Origin of the sequence: Streptomyces sp. CG4 (assembly GCF_041080655.1) — a bacterium.
Taxonomy (GTDB): Bacteria; Actinomycetota; Actinomycetes; order Streptomycetales; family Streptomycetaceae; genus Streptomyces.
Window position 1 is genome coordinate 3372228 of record NZ_CP163525.1, and the last position, 20351, is coordinate 3392578.

24 protein-coding genes and 1 pseudogene are annotated in these 20351 nt (G+C 70.0%); 10 read left to right on the forward strand and 15 right to left on the reverse strand.

Features of this window, described 5'->3' with window-relative positions:
- Positions 1 to 290: 290 nt before the first annotated feature.
- Positions 291 to 896: a DUF5994 family protein gene (locus AB5L52_RS15150; RefSeq protein ID WP_351023869.1), complete on the reverse strand. Its 606-nt coding sequence runs from the start codon at positions 894 to 896 to the stop codon at positions 291 to 293.
- Positions 897 to 1256: 360 nt separating this feature from the next.
- On the opposite strand from AB5L52_RS15150, the gene AB5L52_RS15155 reads away from it, so the two are divergent.
- From AB5L52_RS15155 to AB5L52_RS15170, 4 genes are all read left to right on the forward strand, one after another.
- Positions 1257 to 1946 carry a DUF5994 family protein gene (locus AB5L52_RS15155; RefSeq protein ID WP_351023872.1) on the forward strand — a complete coding sequence of 230 codons (690 nt, stop codon included), beginning with the start codon at positions 1257 to 1259 and terminating at the stop codon, positions 1944 to 1946.
- Positions 1947 to 1956: 10 nt separating this feature from the next.
- Complete coding sequence (locus AB5L52_RS15160; RefSeq protein ID WP_351023875.1) at positions 1957 to 2238, forward strand: hypothetical protein; 282 nt, start codon at positions 1957 to 1959, stop codon at positions 2236 to 2238.
- A 156-nt stretch (positions 2239 to 2394) separates the two neighbouring features.
- Positions 2395 to 3258, forward strand: coding sequence for a slipin family protein (locus AB5L52_RS15165; RefSeq protein ID WP_351023877.1), 864 nt, complete (start codon positions 2395 to 2397; stop codon positions 3256 to 3258).
- 118 nt (positions 3259 to 3376) lie between these two features.
- Complete coding sequence (locus AB5L52_RS15170) at positions 3377 to 4645, forward strand: ATP-binding protein (protein ID WP_369364486.1); 1269 nt, start codon at positions 3377 to 3379, stop codon at positions 4643 to 4645.
- 38 nt (positions 4646 to 4683) lie between these two features.
- On the opposite strand, the gene AB5L52_RS15175 is transcribed toward AB5L52_RS15170, so the two are convergent.
- The 8 genes and pseudogenes from AB5L52_RS15175 to AB5L52_RS15210 form a co-directional block, all read right to left on the reverse strand.
- Positions 4684 to 5169, reverse strand: coding sequence for a DUF5994 family protein (locus tag AB5L52_RS15175; RefSeq protein ID WP_351023882.1), 486 nt, complete (start codon positions 5167 to 5169; stop codon positions 4684 to 4686).
- 284 nt (positions 5170 to 5453) lie between these two features.
- The gene (locus AB5L52_RS15180) at positions 5454 to 5726 is read right to left on the reverse strand and encodes a hypothetical protein (RefSeq protein WP_351023885.1); all 273 of its coding nucleotides are present in this window, start codon (positions 5724 to 5726) and stop codon (positions 5454 to 5456) included.
- 44 nt (positions 5727 to 5770) lie between these two features.
- The gene (locus AB5L52_RS15185; RefSeq protein ID WP_351023887.1) at positions 5771 to 5980 is read right to left on the reverse strand and encodes a hypothetical protein; all 210 of its coding nucleotides are present in this window, start codon (positions 5978 to 5980) and stop codon (positions 5771 to 5773) included.
- Positions 5981 to 5987: 7 nt separating this feature from the next.
- Entirely contained in the window at positions 5988 to 6524 is a 537-nt protein-coding gene (locus tag AB5L52_RS15190; protein ID WP_351023890.1) for a DUF5994 family protein, read from the reverse strand.
- 193 nt (positions 6525 to 6717) lie between these two features.
- A complete protein-coding gene (locus AB5L52_RS15195; RefSeq protein ID WP_351023893.1) occupies positions 6718 to 7695 on the reverse strand; it encodes a magnesium transporter CorA family protein in 978 nt (325 codons plus the stop codon).
- A gap of 331 nt (positions 7696 to 8026) precedes the next feature.
- Positions 8027 to 8441: pseudogene (locus AB5L52_RS15200) on the reverse strand (site-specific integrase); the annotation flags it as partial.
- A gap of 138 nt (positions 8442 to 8579) precedes the next feature.
- Positions 8580 to 9224: a response regulator transcription factor gene (locus AB5L52_RS15205; protein ID WP_351023895.1), complete on the reverse strand. Its 645-nt coding sequence runs from the start codon at positions 9222 to 9224 to the stop codon at positions 8580 to 8582.
- Positions 9221 to 10402: a sensor histidine kinase gene (locus AB5L52_RS15210; RefSeq protein WP_369364489.1), complete on the reverse strand. Its 1182-nt coding sequence runs from the start codon at positions 10400 to 10402 to the stop codon at positions 9221 to 9223. The genes AB5L52_RS15205 and AB5L52_RS15210 overlap by 4 nt, the downstream gene beginning before the upstream one ends.
- A 123-nt stretch (positions 10403 to 10525) precedes the next feature.
- Here AB5L52_RS15210 and AB5L52_RS15215 point away from each other — a divergent pair, with 123 nt between their 5' ends.
- The 3 genes from AB5L52_RS15215 (at position 10526) to AB5L52_RS15225 (ending at position 13212) form a co-directional block, all read left to right on the forward strand.
- Positions 10526 to 11455, forward strand: a complete 930-nt coding sequence (locus tag AB5L52_RS15215; protein ID WP_369364491.1) for an ABC transporter ATP-binding protein — start codon at positions 10526 to 10528, stop codon at positions 11453 to 11455.
- Positions 11452 to 12309 (forward strand): ABC transporter permease, encoded by an 858-nt coding sequence (locus AB5L52_RS15220; protein WP_369364492.1) that lies wholly within the window; start codon positions 11452 to 11454, stop codon positions 12307 to 12309. The genes AB5L52_RS15215 and AB5L52_RS15220 overlap by 4 nt, the downstream gene beginning before the upstream one ends.
- A gap of 72 nt (positions 12310 to 12381) precedes the next feature.
- Positions 12382 to 13212, forward strand: a complete 831-nt coding sequence (locus AB5L52_RS15225; protein WP_351023905.1) for an ABC transporter permease — start codon at positions 12382 to 12384, stop codon at positions 13210 to 13212.
- Between the two features lie 53 nt (positions 13213 to 13265).
- On the opposite strand, the gene AB5L52_RS15230 is transcribed toward AB5L52_RS15225, so the two are convergent.
- The 3 genes from AB5L52_RS15230 to AB5L52_RS15240 all read right to left on the reverse strand — a co-directional run bounded on the left by AB5L52_RS15230 (position 13266) and on the right by AB5L52_RS15240 (position 15931).
- The gene (locus AB5L52_RS15230) at positions 13266 to 14387 is read right to left on the reverse strand and encodes a lipid II:glycine glycyltransferase FemX (RefSeq protein WP_369364495.1); all 1122 of its coding nucleotides are present in this window, start codon (positions 14385 to 14387) and stop codon (positions 13266 to 13268) included.
- Positions 14388 to 14534: 147 nt separating this feature from the next.
- On the reverse strand, positions 14535 to 14759 hold the full coding sequence (locus AB5L52_RS15235; protein ID WP_351574133.1) for a hypothetical protein: 225 nt from the start codon (positions 14757 to 14759) through the stop codon (positions 14535 to 14537).
- 17 nt (positions 14760 to 14776) lie between these two features.
- The gene (locus AB5L52_RS15240) at positions 14777 to 15931 is read right to left on the reverse strand and encodes an inorganic phosphate transporter (protein WP_351574136.1); all 1155 of its coding nucleotides are present in this window, start codon (positions 15929 to 15931) and stop codon (positions 14777 to 14779) included.
- 223 nt (positions 15932 to 16154) lie between these two features.
- Between AB5L52_RS15240 and AB5L52_RS15245 the strand changes: the two genes are divergently transcribed.
- The 3 genes from AB5L52_RS15245 (at position 16155) to AB5L52_RS15255 (ending at position 17898) form a co-directional block, all read left to right on the forward strand.
- Positions 16155 to 16553 carry a helix-turn-helix transcriptional regulator gene (locus AB5L52_RS15245; protein ID WP_031224885.1) on the forward strand — a complete coding sequence of 133 codons (399 nt, stop codon included), beginning with the start codon at positions 16155 to 16157 and terminating at the stop codon, positions 16551 to 16553.
- A gap of 92 nt (positions 16554 to 16645) precedes the next feature.
- Positions 16646 to 17062: a VOC family protein gene (locus AB5L52_RS15250; protein ID WP_351023916.1), complete on the forward strand. Its 417-nt coding sequence runs from the start codon at positions 16646 to 16648 to the stop codon at positions 17060 to 17062.
- Positions 17063 to 17133: 71 nt separating this feature from the next.
- Entirely contained in the window at positions 17134 to 17898 is a 765-nt protein-coding gene (locus AB5L52_RS15255; RefSeq protein WP_351023918.1) for a VOC family protein, read from the forward strand.
- A gap of 31 nt (positions 17899 to 17929) precedes the next feature.
- Here AB5L52_RS15255 and AB5L52_RS15260 read toward each other — a convergent pair whose 3' ends face one another.
- The 3 genes from AB5L52_RS15260 to AB5L52_RS15270 all read right to left on the reverse strand — a co-directional run bounded on the left by AB5L52_RS15260 (position 17930) and on the right by AB5L52_RS15270 (position 20298).
- Positions 17930 to 18262: a DUF952 domain-containing protein gene (locus tag AB5L52_RS15260; protein WP_351023920.1), complete on the reverse strand. Its 333-nt coding sequence runs from the start codon at positions 18260 to 18262 to the stop codon at positions 17930 to 17932.
- Positions 18263 to 18303: 41 nt separating this feature from the next.
- Complete coding sequence (locus AB5L52_RS15265; protein ID WP_351574146.1) at positions 18304 to 18888, reverse strand: dihydrofolate reductase family protein; 585 nt, start codon at positions 18886 to 18888, stop codon at positions 18304 to 18306.
- 270 nt (positions 18889 to 19158) lie between these two features.
- Complete coding sequence (locus tag AB5L52_RS15270) at positions 19159 to 20298, reverse strand: family 2 encapsulin nanocompartment cargo protein polyprenyl transferase (RefSeq protein WP_351023926.1); 1140 nt, start codon at positions 20296 to 20298, stop codon at positions 19159 to 19161.
- Between the last annotated feature and the right edge of the window lie 53 nt (positions 20299 to 20351).

Here is a 20351-nt window from a genome sequence, read left to right on the forward strand (position 1 = left end):
CGGCAGCCGCACCACCATGGACATGGCCGACGGCACGCTGACCGTTCCACTCCCGCCGCTGCCCGCGAACGCCCTACCGGCGGAGCCCGCTCCGCGGATCCTCCTTGGGGCGGGTTCACTTCTCTCTCTGTGTGCGGCGCCATGGCGAGAACCGCCACCGCCGGGTAGGGCCGGAGGCCAGGGTCTCCATGCGATCATCGTGGCTCGCGGTGAACAGCTGAATCACGATCACACCAAAGACGATCACCGCGAGGAGCACACTCACCGTCACGAAGGTGTGTCCATGTCCCTCACACTCCTGCTGCCGGGGTCGGCACGTGGCACATGACCGCTTCAGCAGGAGTACGTGAGGCCGGGTGGCGGGCGTCGTGTCCGCCTTCGGATTCCCAGACCGCCTCCCGGAGCGAGTCCGAGTCGGCCTCGTCCTCTGCCATGGCCCGGAAGCTTTCGGCCTCCTGCATCAGGCCGCTCGCCGTGAGGTTCCGTGACGGGTCGGTGGCCGTGACCATGAGCCGGGCCGCGGTGGCCGGGTCTGTCTCCGGTGGGATCACCAGCAGGTTCCAGCAGCCGAACGTGTAGGACAGCAGCAACAGCTTGTGCGGGTCTTGCCCGGCGTTGGACCAGCCGACGCGCACCATGTGGCCGTGCGCAGGCACTTCTCCTGGAATGACCGGCCAGAACGTGCGGCTCACCGCTACCCGGGTGATCCGTCCCCACAGCGGGTCGAGACATTCGACGAGCGCCGGGAGTTGCTCCGTCAGGTTGCGCGAACGAGGCCACCAGGCACCGTCGATCAGGGCCGGAGGGGCGACGGCCGGCGCCAGCGTGAGTCGGAGGGGTGACGAGGAAGGGGCCCGGGCTTCGACTGCGGGTGTGAACGGAATGGTCGCGGTCATGGCGCGGACCCAACCCCGGGCCGGTCACGGCCGGCTCGGTTGTCATGAATCGCCGAGAACGACCCGGCGTGGAAGCCGGTGTACGAGATGCTCTCGGTAATCACCAGGATACTCCTCGCCGACGCCCGGCGGACTGATGCGGAGCGACGGGCTGAACGGAACACGAGGAACACCCCCCACATAACACAGCCAAGGAGTGCTGGGCCAGGGCACGCGAGCCCTCGTGGGGGAGACCGGTCCGGGAGCCGACATACGAAGTGCCCCTGCGTCCTCGGCCCACTCAACGCCGGTGTCGACAGCCGCTTCGCGGAATGCCATGCCGCGTCGACTCCACAACCGCCCCGGCGTCCGCGGAGTACGGTGGACAACACCGAGGGCATTTCGCACGCCGGCTTCCACGCCGGGTCGTTCTCGGCGAGAGATGAACCCCGGTTCGCCGCGAAGGCGGCCCGGAGACGGGTCCGCATCATGTCGGCGACCTTGCACCAACCCCTGCCACACCACGAGCCCGTCGCAGCCCCGGCCGTGCGTCTCGCGCTGAAGAGCGACGGTCCGCCCCGCGGCCTCCTGGACGGTGCCTGGTGGCCCCGCTCCCGGGACCTGCTGAGCGAGCTGCCCGCACTGACCGATGTGCTGGACCCCTTGTGGGGCCGCATCACCCGCATCGCCGTCAACCCGAAGTGCTGGCCGGTCATCCCGCACGAGATTCCCGTGGGCGGTCATGTCGTCAAGGTCGGCTGGTTCACCCCGGAGATCGACCCGCACAAGCTGCTGCTGCTCTCCTACGGCACCGGCCGCTGGGATCTGCTGGTCATCCCACCCGAGACCGAGGCTGAGTCGGCGGCCCGCCTGATGGCGGCCGCGTCCGACTACGACGGTCCGCCGCTGACCGCAAGCGCTCTCATCGCCGCGGACAAGACCCGGCACGCCGTCGCCGCCGCCGACCGGCCACTCGAACCGGACGAGGCAGGGAAGCACGAGGACGGCCCCTCCCCTGCGGCCGTTCCGGCACGGACCGGCCGCGTCAGTCGCCTGATCATCGGCATGTGAGACAGCCGCCATGAACACCTTCCTGACGACCGGCGCCTTCCTGGTCCTCATCGCGGCGGCGGCATTCGTGATCCACCGGCTCGACATCGAGCACGCGGAAAGGATCGCCGTGCACCGGTACAGTCGCGCCCTGCCTGGCAGCCCGCGCCGCGGCACCGACGCGGCACAACCCCCTGCGGGACCACCACTGTCCAAGTCGCCGACGGTCGGCGAACGACGTGACCACCGTGACGGGGGCCGCGGCCGCTTCCCACCGCGCCGCCGCCGCGACCGCACCACTCACCACGGGTGACGAGGCGATGTCCCCGGCCCCACGCACCGACCGTCTGCGCGGCCCGTACCGACGGGTTTCGGCCCTGCCCCACGAACCGACGCAGGCACATGCAGGGATCTCGACCGGCGGGTCCCCGCACCACGTGGCCATGGGCCTCGTCCCGAGGAGCAGCACATGCAAGCCCTGATCGTTCTCATCGTCGTGATCGGCCTCCTGGCCGTCCTGGCCCTCGCCCTGTCCGTGAAGGTCGTCAAGCAGTACGAGAAGGGAGTGCTGTTCCGCTTCGGCCGACTCGTCGGAACACGCTCCCCGGGGCTGCGGTTCATCATCCCGTTCGTCGACGCCCTGCACCGGGTGTCGCTGCGGGTCGTCACCATGCCGATCCAGTCCCAGGGCATCATCACCCGGGACAACGTGAGCGTGGACGTGTCGGCGGTCGCCTACTTCCGGGTCGTCGACGCCGTGAAGTCGGTCGTCGCCGTCGAGAACGTCAACGCGGCGATCAACCAGATCGCCCAGACCACCCTGCGGAAGGTCGTCGGCCGGCACACGCTCGACGAGACGCTGTCGGAGACGGACCGTATCAACCTGGACATCCGCCAGATCCTCGACGTCACCACCGTCGACTGGGGTGTGCAGGTCACGCTGGTCGAGCTCAAGGACATCCAGCTGCCCGACACCATGAAGCGCGCCATGGCCCGCCAGGCCGAGGCCGAGCGGGAGAAGCGAGCGAAGATCATCAACGCTGAGGGCGAGTCCCTGGCCGCAGCCGCGCTCGGCGACGCCTCGGACACCATGATGGCCCACCCCCTGGCGCTTCAACTGCGCAATCTCCAGAGCCTGGTGGAGATCGGTGTCGACCAGAACACCACCGTCGTCTTCCCGGCCCCCCTCATGAGCACGATCGGCGAGCTCGGCTCCTTCCTCGCCCGGGAAACCGCGGCCGCTGCACCCGCCGCGGCAGCGCCACCGGCCGGCACCGGCCGCACCGACAAGTCCCTCAGCCCGGCCGACAACGCGCCCGGCACCGCGGCGTGACCCGACTACGGCCCGAGCGATCCGTGCCGCCAAGGCGGACTCGTGGCCGACGTCTGTCGCGCGCGTCCTCCGGGCATCGGCTGATGATGGGAGTACGGCTGAACACGCGGAGCTGATCATGACGGGTTGGCGGGTCAGGAACTATACCCAGGACGATCTCGAAGCGCTGATCCGAGTCGACATGGAGAGCAGCACGACCGAGGAGCCGCCGCTCTTCCCGCTCTCGGACGCCGTGACGGCCCTCCAGGCCCGCCACCCGGCTGTGGTGGCCACGGCCGACGACGTGCTGATCGGCGCCGCGGTGAGCAGGGTGGAGGGCGAACGGGCATGGCTCCTGCGCATCTGCATGGCGCCCACCTGGCGGCAGCGCGGGCTGGGCAGTGCCCTGATCACTGCCCTTGACCAACGGCTCTTCGCCGCCGGCGTCCGAGCGGTGCACGCCGTCCTTCCCGAGGGCGAGACCGGTGCCACCGCCCTGCGCAACTGCGACTTCGGCGCCCGCCCCGGGCTCGTCTTCTTCGAAAAGCGCGGGCCGGTGACCCCGCAGTCGGCCGGCACGCTGTCCTCGCTCGGAGCGGAGCTGCCGCCAGGGGGACTGTGGCAGAAGGTCGCGGGCATGCAACGGGAGAAGCAGCTCATCGAGCGGCGCCTGGTCCTGCCGCTGGCCCATCCCGAACTGGCCGCCCAGCACGGAGTGGAGCTGCCACGGGCGGTGATGCTGTTCGGCCCGCCCGGGACCGGCAAGAGCACGTTCGCGCACGCGATCGCCAGCCGCCTGGGATGGCCCTTCCTCGAACTGTTCCCCGCCCGTCTGGCCGCCGAGTACGGCCTGGCGACCGGGCTGAACCGGCGCTTCGACGAGATCGCCCGGCTCGACCACGTCCTCGTCTTCATCGACGAGGTCGAGGAGATCGCCGGCGAACGCGGCGGCGCGGACGCGACCGCTGTCGGCGTCGTCAACGAACTGCTCAAGGCGATCGTCCGGTTCCGAAGCCAGGACGGACGGCTGCTCGTCTGTGCCACGAACAACGTGACCACGCTCGACTCCGCGTTCCTGCGGCACGGCCGCTTCGACTACGTGCTGCCGATCGGCCCTCCCGACCACACCGCCAGGACCGCACTGTGGGAGAGCTACCTGGCCCGAGCGGGCGCGCGGGCCGACAGCGCGGTACTCGCGTCCGCCAGCGAGGGGTTCACCCCCGCCGACATCGCCCACGCGGCGCGAACCGTCTCCCAGGCCCAGTTCGAGCGCACCTTCGACACCGGATCCCGGACCACCCCCACCACCGACGACTACCTGGACACGATCCGCGACACCAAGCCCACGGTCAGCTCTGCCATGGCCCAGGAATTCGCCCAGCAAACGGAAAAGTACGCCCGCATCTAGCGTCCAGGCCGATGGGGAGTCGATCTGCGACGGACGTGTCAGGCCGGCGCAGGAGGCATGCCGCCGCCCGTATCGATGAGGATCTGTTTGGCCTCGGTGACGTTGTCGGCCCGTACGGCCCTGGCCATCGCGGCGCGTGCCGCGTCGGGCGACGTGTCCGGAGGGACCAGCATCAGGGAGAAATGGTCCTGGTCGCCCCGGGTGATGAGGACGGTGTCGTCACCTACCGGGAAGGAATCGATGTGGACGACTCGGCCGTCGACCATCACCCGGGTCGGCAGTTCGTCCCAGGCGCTGCCGTCCAGACCGACCCGGATGACAGGTCCGAGGTGCTCGGTCAACGCGGAGATCAGCGAGGGGAGTTCGGCGCCGATGTCCCGGGACCGCGGCCACCATGCGCCGTCCAGGACTCCCTCGCGTGAGTGTGTCGTCTCCAGCCTCAGCAGGGCCGTGCCGGGTTTCACCGACCGGTGGACGGCGTCCGGCAGGAGCCTGGGGAGGTCGGGGGTGTCTGAGTCGGCCATGGTGTCCGCCCGTCCGCAGAGAGCAGTGCCATCGCAGAGCATGCGACCGCGATACGGCCCTGCTACCTCACGGTACTCCGCACGACGCTCGCGCGAGCGCTTCGCCGCAGGGCGCGGTTACGGAAACAAGCAACGGCTCCGGCGTATACCCGCCGGAGCCGCCCTTCCAGGTCATTGCACGTGAGCGTGCGCCGACCCGCTTTCCACGTTACGCCAAAGGGATTAATCCGACATGAACAATCCTTGCGGAAGTTCACTTCGGACCGAGAAACCGACGCGGCGGCTCAGCCACGCCCTTCTTCTTCTGTCTCCATCTGCCGGATCCCCTGGTGCGTCAGCGTGATCATCGCGGGCGTGTTGCCCCTCGCCCAGTCCACGACGACCCAGCCTTCGCCCGCCAGGTACATACAGGCAGCGGCCATGTCCTGCTCAGGGATACCGAGGTCGTTGCGGAGCTTCGCCCCATCGACGCCCAGGAGGCGATTGCCCTCGACGGCTTGGTACAGAGCCTGCATGATCCTCTCGCGGTACGTCTTCCGGTCTCGCAATATCGCCATGACGCGCCTTCCTCCACCGCCCCCCAGTCGGGTCCGAGTCGATTTCATCCGCGGTCGCTGTCGCCGTTGGGCGCGTCGGCGGTCCCTTCCGCAGCCCGTCGGCGGTGCCTCCGGAGCCGGCGGCCGATCCCCGGCAGAGCATCGCTGTAGTGGAAGGCAGCGATCCGTTCGTTGTGCTGAGCGTTGAGCCGGTGGATGAGAACGACTCCGACGGCGATCACGACAAGCAACACAGCCACGGCGATGAGAGTCATGGTCCTCTCACCTCCGTTGGCCGGCGGGCAAACGCCCTGTCGAGCCGATGGGCCGGGGCAGGGACGACGGCCGACCTGCTCCGCCGTCGGTCTCCCACGCTTCTTCCCTGATCCGGGCGTCGATCCTGTCTGCTGCTTCCTTCCGGGCCGGGGCATCGATACCGTCGCCCGCCATCAGCTGCGCGGCGGCATCCGCACCGGTTTCCGGCGGAATCACCAGCACATCCCGGCGGCCATCGGCGGAGAAGAAGGTCAGTCTGTGCGGATCCTGCTCTTCGGTGGACCAGCCCACACGCACCGTGCGTCCGGCGACGGACACCCGACGCGGGATCAAGGGCCAGTAGGTCGGGTTCACCGTGATACGCGTAATGCGACCCCAGAGGTCGCCCAGTGCGGCCGTCAAGGGTGGCAGCTCACGCGTGAGGGCACGGGAACGAGGCCACCACGTGCCGTCCAGCCCGCCCGGCGCGGGCGTCAGGGACAGGCGAGCTGGCAGCGACGGCGCGCGCCTGCCCGATGTCGTACGGTCGATGGTCACGGACATGGCGCGAACCTGCCCCCGGGCTCGTGAGCGGCCCAGCGTTGTCGATCGCCGGAAACGGCACCCGCAGCGGAGCCGGTGCGCGAAGAACTCCCGGTGCCTTCACACTACTCCGGCCGCTGACCCAAGAGGCTGCAGATGACCTGGCATTTTCCTGCCTTCGGGACCTGGTCCCGGGTGCCCGAGGCGCACCTTGTCAGAGCCAGTCCTTGCGCTTGAACGTCAGATACAGCACGGCGGACAAGACCACGATGACGGCTGCCGAGGTGATGAATCCGGACTGGCGGCCGAAACCGGGGAAGGGGAGATTCTGGCCGTAGTAGCCGGTGATCGCGGTGGGTACGGCGATGATCGCGGCCCAGCTCGTCACCTTCTTCATGATCAGGTTCATGCTGTTGGCCTGGACCGAGAGGTTCGTCTCCATGACCGAGGCCACCAGGTCCCGCAGCGATTCCGTCCATTCGGTGGCACGCAGCACGTGGTCGTAGACGTCCTGGTAATACGGGACGAGAGGGTCGGTGATCACGTGCAGGCCAGGGCGCATGAGGGTGTTGACCACCTCCCGCATCGGGAGCACGACGCGGCGCAACTGGACGAGCGATTTGCGCAGCGCGAAGGCCCGGCGTTGCACGGCTTCGATCTCACGGCGCCCGGCCACGAAGAGCAGACCCTCCAGCTCCTCGATGCTGTCGTCCAGCTGCTGGACCGCGACGAAGTGGCCGTCCACGAGATGGTCGAGCAGGCCGTGCAGCAGGAATCCGACACCGTGGCCGGCCAGGTCCGGGCTCTCGTCCCAGCGGCTGACGACGTTCTCGATGTTGAAGCCGTCATCCTTGCGGACGGTGATCACGGCCTGGCTGGTGAGGAATACGGCGATCTCGCTGTATGACAGTTCCGCATCGTCCGGGCTGACGGTGACGGAATAGGCGCTGAGGAACTCGTGGGTGCGATAGCGGTCGAGTTTCGGCCGCTGCCCACGCTGTACGGCGTCCTCCAGAGCGAGTTCGTGGATGCCGAACTCCTGGCCGAGCATGGTGAACTCGGCAGGCCCGGGCCGGTACAGGTCCAACCACAGGACCGACGCCGGGTCGGCGAGATGCGCGGAGACGTCACTGGCGGGAAAGTCCTCCAGGACGAGAGTGCCGTCGTGATACAGCCGGGTGCGCGTCACCATGACCCGAGGCTAGTCTCTCGCGCCTCGATCACCCCGCTTCGTCCCGATTGCCAGCGCGGCAGACTCTGGAGATCACCGGCAGTCGGCGCACCCCGCAAACATGCCGGCTCCGGGCCGCCGGGGTTCCGGTCCGCCGAGGGTCCGACGTCGTCCGCCTACCCCCCCCCGGGCGGGACAGCAGTCCGCACACAGTCCGCAGGACACCCGATCAGGACCGTCGCACCCCATCGCCACCAATCGCCAAAAGGCCAGGTCAGCGACCCACAGCGAAGATCCCCGCAGGTCACCGACCCGGCCCGTTACTAGGAGACCAAGAAGGCGTGATCTCCTTTTACGCCCTCTGACCTGCGATTTCTTTTATTGCAGTGTCTCCCTGCCCGCACCCGGTCCGCAGGCCGCCGAGCACGGCGTCCATGGCGGTCCGGGTGCGGTCTTCTTCGCCCGGCCGCAGAGGGGCGTAGATCCGCAGCGTGATGACGGCGGATCCGTGGCCGAGGACGAGCTGGACCTGCTTGACGCTCGACGCGGATAGTGCCGGCCTTGAAGTCGACGTCCGACACCTTGAGGCCGAGCAACTCCCCTCTTCGCAAGCCTGAGCCGGCGAGCGTGACGATGGTCGCGCGAAGGTACGGCGGCATGACCCGAGCCACGGCCTCCACCTGGGCGGCCGTGGGCGGAGTGACCTCCTCGTCCGGCATGGGCGGGAGGGTGATCCGGCGGCACGGGCTGGATGCGATGACCTCGTCCGCGAGCTCAACCTCTACCGCCAGTACTTCGACCTCGTGGCAAACCGGGTCACCGAGTACTCCGACTTCACTGGCCACCGTCACGTGGCTGGACACCGCCCCGACCGGCGCCCCGCCGGCGGGGTTCCAGTCGGATGGTCAGGCCAGGCCTGACTCGTAGGCGGCGATGACGAGTTGGACTCGATCGCGGGCATCGAGCTTGGTCAGCAGGCGCGCCACATGGCTCTTGGTGGTGGCCATGCTGATGTACAGATGGGCGGCGATCTCGGCGTTGGACATGCCGCGTCCGATGAGGGTCAGCACTTCGCGTTCGCGTTCGGTGATCCCCTTGATCTCACGTCGGCGCCGGGCGGGCGCAGCACCCCGGCCGGTGAACTCCTGGATGAGGCGCCGGGTGACGCCGGGTGCGATCAGGGCGTCGCCGGCGGCGACGACGCGGACCGCCGTCACGATGTCGTCCAGCACCATGTCCTTGATCAGGAAGCCGCTCGCGCCGGCGTGCAGCGAGGCGTAGACGTTCTCGTCGTCGTCGAAGGTCGTGAGGATGATCACGCTCACCGAGGTTTCTGCCTTGATGAGCCGGGTGGCCTCGATGCCGTCCATGACAGGCATCCGGATGTCCATCACGACGACGTCGGGGTGGAGATCGCCGGCCAGCCGGACCGCCTCGGCGCCGGTTCCGGCTTCCCCGACGATCTCGATGTCCGGGATGTCGTTGATCAGCATGCGCAGTCCGGCGCGGACCACCGGCTGGTCGTCGGCAAGGAGCACACGGATCGTCATATGGGCAGCCTAGCCGCGACGCGGAAGCCGCCTTCGGTCCGCGGTCCGGAGCTGAAGTGGCCGTGAAGCAGGGCGATGCGCTCGCGCATTCCGGTGATTCCGTAGCCGCTGCGCGGGTTCGTGGTCGCCCTTGCGTGTCCGTCGTCGGTGATCTCGATGGACAGCTCCTCCTCCTCGTACTCGACGCGGACGAGGCAGTGGGCGCCGCCCGCGTGACGTACGACGTTGGTCACCGACTCCTGGATGACGCGGTAGGCGGCGAGCTCGATCTCGGGGGCGAGCGGGCGTCGTCGGCCATGCCACTGCACCTCCAGCCGCACTCCGGCGTCCGCCGCCGTCGCGGCCAACCGGTCGACGTCCTGCAAGCCCGGCGCCGGGGTGGACGGCGCCGGTTCCGATTCGGCCTCGCGCAGGACGCCGAGCATGCGCCGCAGCCCGGTCAGCGTCTCCCGGCTGGTCTGCTCGATGATGCCCAGCGCCTCGCGCACACCGTCCGGTTGGCTGTCGACGGCCCGCTTCGCCGCACCGGCCTGGATCGCGATGGCGCCGATGCTGTGGGCCACCGTGTCGTGCATCTCCCGGGCGATCCGCAGCCGCTCGGCCTGGACTGCCTGCGTCGCGGCCTGTGCTCGCAGGGCTTCGGCGTGGTCCTGCCGCAGTCGGATCCAGCTGCCGAGGAGCCAAGCTACGGCGGTGGCCACGACGAGGACCGACCACGGACCGGTGAGAACCTCGAAGGCCGCCGCTCGCGGGACGAGGGCCGTCGCGACCAGGGCCCAGACGGCCAGCACGCCGGCCACCGCTGCGACGGCGGCCCGACGCGAACGGGTGACGGCTGTGTAGAAGACCAGCACGTCCGCCGCGAGGAACAGGGGCCACGTCGTGTCCCCGCACACCCGGGCCATGACCGCTTCGGTCAGCAGCACCGCGAGGACCGGCAACGGTCGGCGACTCCCCCAGCCGACCGGCCATGCCATCAGCAGAGCCAGCCCCACCAAGGCCCAGCGCCCGATGTGAACGAAGTGACCGGACGGCAGGAAGACCGGGTGCGTGGGTTGAGGCATCTCGGTGTACAGAATCAGTGCGAACACGGGGACGGCGCACCAGCCGAGTGCCGTCAGCGGGTCCGGCGACAACCGGCGCAGCAGGGCCGCAGGCGTGAGGAGGCGGGGTCGCACCCGGCGATGCTATCCACCGAGGCCGACGGTCGTATCGGACCGTGGTCTGCATCCCGTGGGCTGACAAGGCGGGAGCCCGCGGACTGATGTGACACCGACCCGGTCGACGACAGCCTGGACAGCGTGATCGAAATCAACGAGCTGACCAAGCGCTACGGCAGCGTATGGGCCGTCGACGGCCTGACCTTCTGCGTCCGGCCCGGGCACGTGACCGGGTTCCTCGGGCCCAATGGCGCCGGCAAGACCACCACGATGCGCATGCTTCTCGGCCTGAACGCCCCCACCAGTGGCACGGCCACCATCAACGGCCGTCGCTTCCAGGACTTCGGTACCGGCCTGTGCCACGTCGGCGCCCTGCTGGACGCGGGTGACGTCCACCGGGGGCGCACCGCGAACGCGCACCTGGCCGCACTGGCCCGCAGCAACGGCCTGCCCCGCCGCCGGGTCCAGGAGGTGCTGGAGATGGTGGGTCTGGGCGAGGCGGGCCGTCGGCGGGTCGGCGGGTTCTCGCTCGGCATGCGCCAACGCCTGGGAATCGCCACCGCCCTGCTCGGCGATCCCCCGGTGCTGCTCTTCGACGAACCGGTCAACGGCCTGGACCCCGAGGGCATCCGGTGGGCCCGCGAGCTGTTCCGCCGCCTGGCCGCCGAGGGACGTACCGTCTTCGTCTCCAGCCACCTGATGAGCGAGATGGAGCACACCGCCGACCACCTTGTCGTCGTCGGCGGCGGCAGGCTGCTCGCCGACGAGCCCCTCGCCGACTTTGCCGCCCGCGCCACCACCGCAGGCGTCACCGTGCGAACCCCCGACCCGGCTGTGCTGGCCGAGAGGCTGCTCAACGCGGGTGCCTCGGTGCTGTCGCAGGGCCGTGACGTCCTCACCGTCACCGGCCTCACCGCGGCCCGCATCAACGAACTCGCCTTCACCCACCGTGTCCTGGTCCACGAGGTCACCGCGCACGACGGAACGCTGGAGGACGCCTTCATGGAACTGACAGCCGCCAGCGTCCAGTACCGCGCCTCAGCCACGCCCGCAAGGAGCAAGGACCGATGACCACCCTCTCGACGCATCCCGCGGCTGCCACTCGACGCGGCGCTGCCGGGCCTGCCCGTTGGCGCGATCTGCTCGGCGCCGAATGGATCAAACTCTGGTCGCTGCGCTCGACCTCCGTCGTGCTGGGCATCCTCCTCGTCTTCTACCTCTACCTGGCCTACCGCGCCGCCCAACTCGCCCACGACTCCTACCCGACGTGGCCCGCCTTCGCCAAGCTCGACCCCGACCCCGCGCACGACGCCTTCGACTTCCCGAAGTTCCTCCTGCTCATGGCCACCGCCGGCACGATCGGCTCGATGACCGTCGCCGGTGAACACGCGAGCGGACTGATCCGCACCACCCTCATCGCTGTGCCGGCCCGAGGCCGCGTGATGCTCGCCAAGGTCACGGTGGTGAGCGCCGTGCTGGCCGTCCTCGGCCTGCTCATCGGCATCGGGTGCTGGGGCATCACCCTGGCCGTCGTCTCGGACCGGATCACCGGCTTCTCCTTCAGCACCCCTGGCATCTGGCGTCTCATCGCAGGCACCACGGTCATGGTCCCGGCCTGCGGCCTGATCGGCATGGCCGCCGCCACGCTCATCCGCAACACGGCCGGCACCGTCTTCGCCGTCCTCGTCTTCTTCCTCGTCGGTCCGCTGGCCGTCAAGGCGCCCCTCCCCTTGCTGTCCGCCAACCAGCGGGCAGACCTGGGCAACACCCTTCCCGCGTATGCCTGGGGCCGCCTGGCCATCATGAGCCACGGGCACCTCGTCGAACGCGTCTCCTCCGTTCCGGCGGCCTGGATCTCGCTCAGCGTCTGGGCCGTCGTCTCGGTCGCCGTCACCGTGACGGTCCTGCGCCACCGCGACGTGTGACGGCGCCACCGACGCCGGACACCCGACCGGACACGCCCCCTCCCGTTCTGACATATGCGACAAGGGACCCTGATGGCCACAACCACCAAACCGACGACATTCGCAGTCGGCGACGAACTCCGCGGCCGGTTCCGCGACCTGCTCGCCGCCGAGCGGATCAAGCTGTTCTCACAGCGCTCGGCCTACGTCCTGCTGGCGCTCGCTCCGGTGATCACCGTCTGCGGTGAGTGGTTCACCTGCTCGGGTGTCCACCTTGTCGGCGCGTCGGCGCATGCCGCTTACGATCCGCTGAGAGGCTCCTTCAACTCCGGCACGTGGGGCTTGCTCATGATCGGCGCCGGCATGCTCGGTGTCCTGGCCATGAGCAGCGAGTACTCCAGTGGACTGATCCGCACGACCTTCCTCGCCGTCCCGAACCGCCTGCGCGTCGTACTCGCCAAGGCGGTCGTCGTCGCGAGCGTCACGTGCGTCGTCGGCCTCATCACCGCGATCGCTTCGTGCATCACCGCCCGGACGATCCTGTCCGGCGACCAAATAGGCATCTCGATCAGTCAGCCCGGTGTCCTGCAAGGCTTCGTGGCATCCGCCGCAATCCTGCCGGTGTGCGCCGTCATCGGCATGGCCATCGGCACACTCGTCCGAACCTCCGCGGCTGCCCTGTTCACAGCCGTCCTGGCCCCGGTCCTGCTGGGCGCCGTACCTTCCGGCAGCAACCGGTTGACGGCCGCCCTGAGCAACTCGGCACCCCAGAACGCGTGGAACACCCTGACCAGCCTCGGCACCGCGTGGGACAACGTCGGTCCCTTCCCTCCCACGGCACTCCAGTCCTGGACCGCGCTCGCCTTCTGGCCGCTCCTCACGCTTCTCGCCGCCGTCATCGTCGTGCGCCGCCGTGACGTCTGACCGGTCCACGCGGCCGCACCCCATCACCACCCATCGCCAAAAGGCCAGGGGCCTCAGCGGCGGGACATGTAGAGGTCCAGGGCCTTGTGCAGGAGCTTGTTGAGCGGGTAGTCCCACTCGCCGAGGTATTCGACGGCCTGGCCGCCGGTGCCGGCCTTGAACCGGAGCAGTCCCAGCAGGTGGTTGCTCTCCTCCAGGGTGTCGGTGATGCCGCGGAAGTCGTAGACGCGCGCGCCGAGTTCGTAGGCGTCACACATCATCCGCCACTGGATGGCGTTGTTCGGCTGGACCTCACGCCTGCGGCTGGTGGAGGCGCCGTAGGAGTACCAGACGTGGTCCCCGACGGTCAGCATCGTGGCGGCCGCGAGGACCTCTCCCTCGTGATGGGCGAGGTAGAGGCGCATGCGGTTCTCGTCCTCGGCCCGCAGCACGGTCCACATCCGCTGGAAGTAGGCCGGCGGGCGCGGGATGAACCGGTCCCGCTCAGCGGTCTCGGCGTAAAGGTCGTAGAAGGCAGGCAGGTCCTCGTAGCCGCCCTGGACCACTGTGACGCCGGCCTTCTCCGCCTTCTTGATGTTGCGCCGCCACTGCTGGTTGAAGTCGCGCTGGACCTCCTCCAGTGTGCGTCCGGCGAAGGACACCTGGAACACGTGGCGCGGCTGGCCTGCGGCGAAGCCGTCCTCGCCGCCGGGCTCGGTCTGCTGCCAGCCCATCCGGCGCAGCCGGTCGGCGATGCCGAAGGCCTGCGGCTCGTGCGCCGTGGGCGCCACGTCCCGCAGCCGCGTGGCCCGCGGGTCGGCGATCGCCGCCTTGACCGCCTCGGCGCTCCAGCGACGGGTGACCACGGGCGGCCCCATCTTCACCGAGAAGGCGCCCTGTTCCTTCAGGTACGCGAGCATCGGCTCCAGCCACTGCTCGAGATCCGGCGCGGCCCAGTCGATGACGGGGCCCTCGGGCAGATACGCGAGGTACCGCTTCACCTTCGGCAACGGTCGCAGCAGGACCAGTCCGGCCCCGACCAGGCGACCGCCCTCGTCGAACCAGCCCAGACTCTCCGCCCGCCAGTCCGGCTTCACATCCCCCCACGAGGGAACCTGCATGTGACTCACGGAGGGGCGGGCCGTGACGAAGGCCAGATGCTCCTCGCGGGTGATCGCCTTCAGGCGACAGCTCATGCGCAGCGCTCCTTTGTCCGGCGCACAAGCCTACTGAGGCGTACGTCGGCGACGTCCCGGTGGCCCCGGTGCCGGGCCGGTGAGACGGCACCGTCGCTCATGGTGTCCCTCCCCCTCGGTGCCCGTTCGCGCTGTGCGTACGCGTCGTCAGTGGAACTGCGGCACGATCAGGTAGATCCCGTACGCCACCACCGCCGCGCAGGCGAGGAAGCACAGGGCCGCCTGGGCCCGGCCCGCGGTGGCGGAACCGGAGCGGCCGGCTTCGGCTCGGGACAGGCCGAGGACACCGAAGGTGAAGACGACGACCACGGCGACCGTGACACCGAGGCTGACCGCGGCGACCTTGCCGAGGGCGGACCAGTCGACATGCATGGGGGGCTCCCGGAGGGTCAGGCGGCCGTGCCGACGTGCGTCGGGGCCTGGTTGCGGAGGGTGACCTCGTGGTGCTCGTTGACGTTGTCGGCGCGCACCGGGTTGCGGCGGGACGCGGCGACGATGACGGCGGCGAGGGCCAGGGCGACCAGGGCGATGACCGCTGTACCGATGTTGCCGCCGTGCTTGACCACGCTCGCCGCGAGGCCACCGACCAGCGCGGCGGACGGCAGGGTGATCAGCCAGGCCAGCACCATCCGGCCTGCCACGCCCCAGCGGACCTCCGCGAGGCGGCGGCCGAGACCGGCGCCGAGGATGCTGCCCGAGGCGACCTGCGTGGTGGACAGCGCGAAGCCGAGGTGGGCGGAGGTGAGGATCACCGTCGTGGAGGCCGTCTCCGCGGCGAAGCCCTGCGGCGACTGGATCTCCGCCAGCCCCTTGCCCATGGTGCGGATGATCCGCCAGCCGCCCAGGTAGGTGCCGAGACCGATGGCCACGCCCGCCGCGCCGATCACCCACACCGGCGGGCCCGCGTCATGGCCGAGCGCGCCCGCCGAGATCAGCGTCAGCGTGATGACACCCATGGTCTTCTGGGCGTCGTTGGTGCCGTGCGCCAGGGACACGAGGGACGCCGAGGCGATCTGGCCGAGGCGGAAACCCTTGGTCACCGAGTCCTGACGGGCGCGGGCGCTGAGCTTGTAGGCGAGGTAGGTGGCGACCAGGGCGGCCAGGCCGGCCACCACCGGAGAGGCCACGGCCGGGATCAGAACCTTTTCGACAACCTTGTCGAAGTGCACGCCGTGAGAGCCCGCACCGACCCAGACGGCACCGATCAGACCGCCGAAGAGGGCGTGGGAGGAACTGGAGGGCAGCCCGGCGAGCCAGGTCACCAGGTTCCACAGGATCGCCCCGACCAGCCCGGCGAAGATCATCGCCGGGCTGACCAGTGTGTCGTCCACGATTCCGCCGGAGATCGTCCTGGCCACCTCGGTGGACAGAAAGGCGCCGACGATGTTGAGGATTCCGCTGACCAGAACCGCGGTGCGCGGTTTGAGCGCGCCGGTGGCGATGGAGGTCGCCATCGCGTTCGCGGTGTCGTGGAACCCGTTCGTGAAGTCGAACGCCAGTGCCGTGACGATGACGACCGCCACGAGGAACGTGATGTGGTCCATTCCCCAAGGCAAGCAAGGGCAGGCCAATGCGCGGCTAACTGAAGGCGAACGAAGTGTCGAAGATGGGGGACTCTGTTGTGCATTCCTGTGCGGACTCGTTCCATCCCGCCATGTCGTCGCCCCATCCCGCCATGTCGTCGCCCCATCCCGCCATGCCGTCTCCCCCTCCCGCCATGCCCTCGCCTCGACCCGCGATGTCAGTGCCCTGTGCCACGCTGTGGACGTGACCCTGGACGACCTCAGACGGCTGCGGCGCGTGCGCGACCGCATGGACCGCGAGTACGCCGAGCCGCTCGACATGACCGAGCTGGCCCGCGGAGCCCACATGTCGCCGGGCCACTTCCAGCGCAGCTTCCGCAAGGCCTTCGGCGAGACGCCGTACAGCTATCTGATGACGCGCAGGATCGAGCGGGCCAAGGCGCTGCTGCGCCGGGGCGACCTCACCGTGACCGAGGTCTGCCTCGCCGTGGGCTGTACGTCGCTCGGCTCCTTCAGCTCCCGCTTCACCGAGCTGGTCGGCGAGACCCCGAGCGCCTACCGGGCCCGTGACCACGAGGAGAGCGCAGTGATCCCGTCCTGCGTGGCCCGTACGTTCACCCGCCCGCGCCGCCGCCCGTACTGACCCGTGCGTCACCTGCCCGCGCCGCCACCCGTACCGACCTGCACGGCACCGAGTCGCGCGCGTCCCGGCCCGGATGGGCCTAGCGTGACTGCATGGACGTGAAACTCAAGCAGTGCTTCATCGCGGTGGACGACCACGACAAGGCGCTCGCCTTCTACCGCGACGTGCTCGGCCTGGAGGTCCGCAACGACGTGGGCTTCGAGGGCATGCGCTGGGTGACCCTGGGCTCGCCGCTCCAGCCGGACGTCGAGGTCGTGCTGGAGCCGCCCGGCGCGAACCCGGACGCCTCCCCCGCCGACCGGCAGGCGATGGCCGAACTGCTCGCCAAGGGCATGCTCCGGGGTGTCATCTTCACGACCGAGGACTGCGACGCGCTGTACGAGCGGGTGCGGGCGTCCGGCGCCGATGTGCTCCAGGAGCCGACGGACCAGCCGTACGGGGTCCGCGACTGCGCCTTCCGGGACCCGGCGGGCAACCAGCTCCGCTTCCTCCAGCGCCCCGCGGAATGACGGATCCGCGCCATGAACGGCCCGCGTGAATTCCCCGGGCCCGCCAGGGAATTCACGCCTACACTCCCGGCATGATCATTCGCTGGACGTACGCCTTCGCCGACCGTCCCGCCGACCGGCTGCCCGGGGCCCGCGTCTTCTGGACCGCCGTCACCGGCACCCGCGCATCCGAACCCCGCGGCGAACAGGGCGAGTTCCTGACCCTGCGGCCCGAGGAGGCCACCGGGGCGGACGCGTGCGTGAAGCTCCAGGGCGTCACCGACGGCGACGGTGGCGCCCACCTCGACCTCTGCGTCGAGGACATCCGGGGTTTCACCGGGACGGCCCGGGAACTCGGCGCGACGGTGGTGGCGGACCACGGCGACTGGGTCGTACTGCGCTCTTTGGCGGGGCAGTTGTTCTGCGCCGTGCCCTGGCACGGGGAGACGGTACGACCGCCGGTGGTGGCGGGCAGCCGGCTCGACCAGGTCTGCCTCGACACCCCGCCGTCCGGATACGCCGCCGAGTCGGACTTCTGGGCCGCCCTCACCGGCTGGGAGCGGCGGAAGGGGTCCCGCCCGGAGTTCGAGGTGCTGCAGCCGCCCGCGGGGCTTCCCGTGCGGATCCTGCTCCAGCGGCTCGACGAGGAGCGCCCGGCCTCCGCCCATCTCGACCTCGCCTGCGCGGACATCGCCGCGGTCCGCGCCCGGCACGAGAAGCTGGGGGCCGTCGCGGTGTCCCACGGCCCGCACTGGTCGGTGATGCGCGATCCGGCGGGCGGCACCTACTGCCTGACCGGCCGCGATCCGGAGACGGGCGGCCTGCCGAGCGCCGCTCGGCACACGGCCGGCGCGTAGGCCCGCCGAACCCACGGGACAGGGGTACCGGTCACCCCCAGGACTCCACCTCCACCACGGCAGCGGCCGGCAGCGGCCCGTACACATGCGGGAACTCCTCCCCGCCCGGCTCCACCGCCTCGTACTTCACCGGCACGCCCACCAGGGCCGGGTCCACGACCAGGACGACCAGCTCGTCCGGGCCGTCGTAGTCGCCGTACAGGAACGCGGCGATGCGCGGGAGTTGCTCGCGGGTGGAGAAGTGGAGGAAGCCCTCCTCCTGGAGGGTGCGGCCGCGGGTCGACACCTCGTAGGCGCCGCGCTCGCGGGCCGCTTCCCACAGGGAGCGTTCGGTGATGTGGAAGATACGGGGCAGTTTCGGCATGCGCCCACGCTACGGCGTCCGGTACGGCGTCGGCGGCGGGCTCAGCGCTTCCTCGTGTAGGTCCGCACGAGCGCGCCGTTGCCGAAGGCGCGCACCCCGTCGAGGGTGAACTCCTTGATGTCGAGGCCGCTGCCGAACATGGGCATGCCCTTGCCGTAGACGAGCGGATAGGTCTTGATGACGAGTTCGTCGATCTCCTCCAGCAACTCTCCGGCGAGGTGCGAACCGCCGCACAGATAGATGCCCAGGCCGCCCTCCTCCGCCTTCAGCGCGCGCACCTTGCCGATCAGGTCGGCGGAGATGATCTCGACGTTCGGGTCGGGGGACTCGGCGATGCTGCGGGAGGCGACGTACTCGCGCAGATGGGCGTAGGGGCTGGTGATGCCCTCCTTGAGGGCCAATTCGTAGCTGGCCCTGCCCTGGATGACGGTGTCGAACCGCTTGTTCTCCAGGTGGTCGAGGCCCAGCGGGGTGCGGCCGTGGGTGGGCAGGGTCTCCGGGAACTCCGTCTTGAGGAAGTCGAAGTACTCCTCGTCCATGAAGCGGAGCATCGCGGTGCCGTCGCCCTGCTCGTCTCCGATGAAGCCGTCGAGCGAGCAGGCGATGAAGTAGGTGAGCTTGCGCAAGCTGGTCTCTTTTCTGCACGGACTCGGTGCGGCCGAATGACCACTCCATTCGTAGTGGTTTATTTGTAGTACTCCAACCGTAGTGGTCGCAAGGGGTTTTCGTGGCCGGTCGCAAGTGGGAGAACCGATTCCGCATGCGCGCATGCGGCGGGCCCGCACACAGTGGGGGTGTGCGGGCCCGCCTGGCCGGAGCCTCGATGCCCGTGCGGGGTCAGGGGCCGCGCGGGCCGCGCGCTCCGGATTCTTCCCGGCCGCCGGTGCCGGTGGCGCTCAGCCGGTGCGCCGGGTGACGAACTCGGCGAGCGCCAGCAGACCGCCCGCCGCCTCGGGGACGGGGATCGCGCGGGCCAGCTCCTGCATGGCGCGGGCCATCCGGTCGGCCGCCTCGGCCTGCGCCCAGTCCCGGCCGCCGGCCCGCTCCACGGCCAGTGCCGTACGGGCGATGCCCTCGGCGTCCCCGGAGACGTACGGCTTGCCGTACAGCTCGGCGAGTTCGGCCGCCGCCTCCGTGCCGGAGGACAGGGCCGCCACCACGGGCAGCGACTTCTTGCGGGCCGCGAGATCCGCGCCGGCCGGCTTCCCGGTGCGTCGCGGGTCACCCCATATGCCGATGACGTCGTCGATCAGCTGGAAGGCGAGCCCGGCCTGGCGGCCGAAGCCGTCCAGCGCGGCCACGTCCTCACCGTCGGCGCCCGCGTACAGAGCGCCGAGGGCGCAGGCACAGCCCAGCAGCGCGCCGGTCTTCGCCTCGGCCATGGCGAGCGCCTCGTCCAGGGTGACCTCGTCCGGGCCGCGCCGTTCCATGTCCGTGTCGGTGTGCTGACCCGCGCACAGCTCCACGACGCAGTCCGCGAGCCGGGCCGCGGCCGGACCGGAGGCCGGGTGCGGGTCCTCGGCGAGCAGCCGCAGGGCCAGCGCCTGCAGGGCGTCACCGGCGAGGATCGCGTCGGGGACGCCGAACACGGTCCAGACCGTGGCCCGGTGCCGACGGGAGGCGTCCCGGTCCATCACGTCGTCGTGCAACAGCGTGAAGTTGTGGACCAGTTCGACCGCGACCGCCGCCCGGACCGCCGCCGCACAGGCCGCCGGTCCGCCGAGGGCGGTGGCCGCCGCCAGGACGAGCGCGGGCCGGATCGCCTTGCCGGCGTTGTCCCGCGCCGGGGTGCCGTCCGCGTGCTGCCAGCCGAAGTGGTAGAGCGCGATCCGGCGCATGGAGCCGGGCAGCGACTCCAGGGCCGCGCGCAGCTCCGGGTCGACCAGGGTCCGGGTGCGCTCCAGCAGCGCCGCCGCCTCCTGTCCGTCGAGCGGACCGACATCCGTGTCGCCGGTCCTCCCCCGCCGTTCCCCCGCCGAGCCGGGGTGCGGCACGGTGGGGGAAGGCTGTTCGGTCTCCGTCATGAACTCGGCCATGTCTCCCCCTCGCCAGGTCCGCGGACACCGGCGTAGCCGGCCCGGCCGGACGC

Coding starts and splice junctions, on each gene's coding strand:
- AB5L52_RS15150 (WP_351023869.1), bottom strand. CDS start 896: ATGACCGCGACCATTCCGTTCACACCCGCAGTCGAAGCCCGGGCCCCT.
- AB5L52_RS15160 (WP_351023875.1), top strand. CDS start 1,957: ATGAACACCTTCCTGACGACCGGCGCCTTCCTGGTCCTCATCGCGGCG.
- AB5L52_RS15165 (WP_351023877.1), top strand. CDS start 2,395: ATGCAAGCCCTGATCGTTCTCATCGTCGTGATCGGCCTCCTGGCCGTC.
- AB5L52_RS15170 (WP_369364486.1), top strand. CDS start 3,377: ATGACGGGTTGGCGGGTCAGGAACTATACCCAGGACGATCTCGAAGCG.
- AB5L52_RS15175 (WP_351023882.1), bottom strand. CDS start 5,169: ATGGCCGACTCAGACACCCCCGACCTCCCCAGGCTCCTGCCGGACGCC.
- AB5L52_RS15180 (WP_351023885.1), bottom strand. CDS start 5,726: ATGGCGATATTGCGAGACCGGAAGACGTACCGCGAGAGGATCATGCAG.
- AB5L52_RS15185 (WP_351023887.1), bottom strand. CDS start 5,980: ATGACTCTCATCGCCGTGGCTGTGTTGCTTGTCGTGATCGCCGTCGGA.
- AB5L52_RS15190 (WP_351023890.1), bottom strand. CDS start 6,524: ATGTCCGTGACCATCGACCGTACGACATCGGGCAGGCGCGCGCCGTCG.
- AB5L52_RS15195 (WP_351023893.1), bottom strand. CDS start 7,695: ATGGTGACGCGCACCCGGCTGTATCACGACGGCACTCTCGTCCTGGAG.
- AB5L52_RS15205 (WP_351023895.1), bottom strand. CDS start 9,224: ATGACGATCCGTGTGCTCCTTGCCGACGACCAGCCGGTGGTCCGCGCC.
- AB5L52_RS15220 (WP_369364492.1), top strand. CDS start 11,452: ATGACCACCCTCTCGACGCATCCCGCGGCTGCCACTCGACGCGGCGCT.
- AB5L52_RS15225 (WP_351023905.1), top strand. CDS start 12,382: ATGGCCACAACCACCAAACCGACGACATTCGCAGTCGGCGACGAACTC.
- AB5L52_RS15230 (WP_369364495.1), bottom strand. CDS start 14,387: ATGAGCTGTCGCCTGAAGGCGATCACCCGCGAGGAGCATCTGGCCTTC.
- AB5L52_RS15235 (WP_351574133.1), bottom strand. CDS start 14,759: ATGCATGTCGACTGGTCCGCCCTCGGCAAGGTCGCCGCGGTCAGCCTC.
- AB5L52_RS15240 (WP_351574136.1), bottom strand. CDS start 15,931: ATGGACCACATCACGTTCCTCGTGGCGGTCGTCATCGTCACGGCACTG.
- AB5L52_RS15250 (WP_351023916.1), top strand. CDS start 16,646: ATGGACGTGAAACTCAAGCAGTGCTTCATCGCGGTGGACGACCACGAC.
- AB5L52_RS15255 (WP_351023918.1), top strand. CDS start 17,134: ATGATCATTCGCTGGACGTACGCCTTCGCCGACCGTCCCGCCGACCGG.
- AB5L52_RS15260 (WP_351023920.1), bottom strand. CDS start 18,262: ATGCCGAAACTGCCCCGTATCTTCCACATCACCGAACGCTCCCTGTGG.
- AB5L52_RS15270 (WP_351023926.1), bottom strand. CDS start 20,298: ATGGCCGAGTTCATGACGGAGACCGAACAGCCTTCCCCCACCGTGCCG.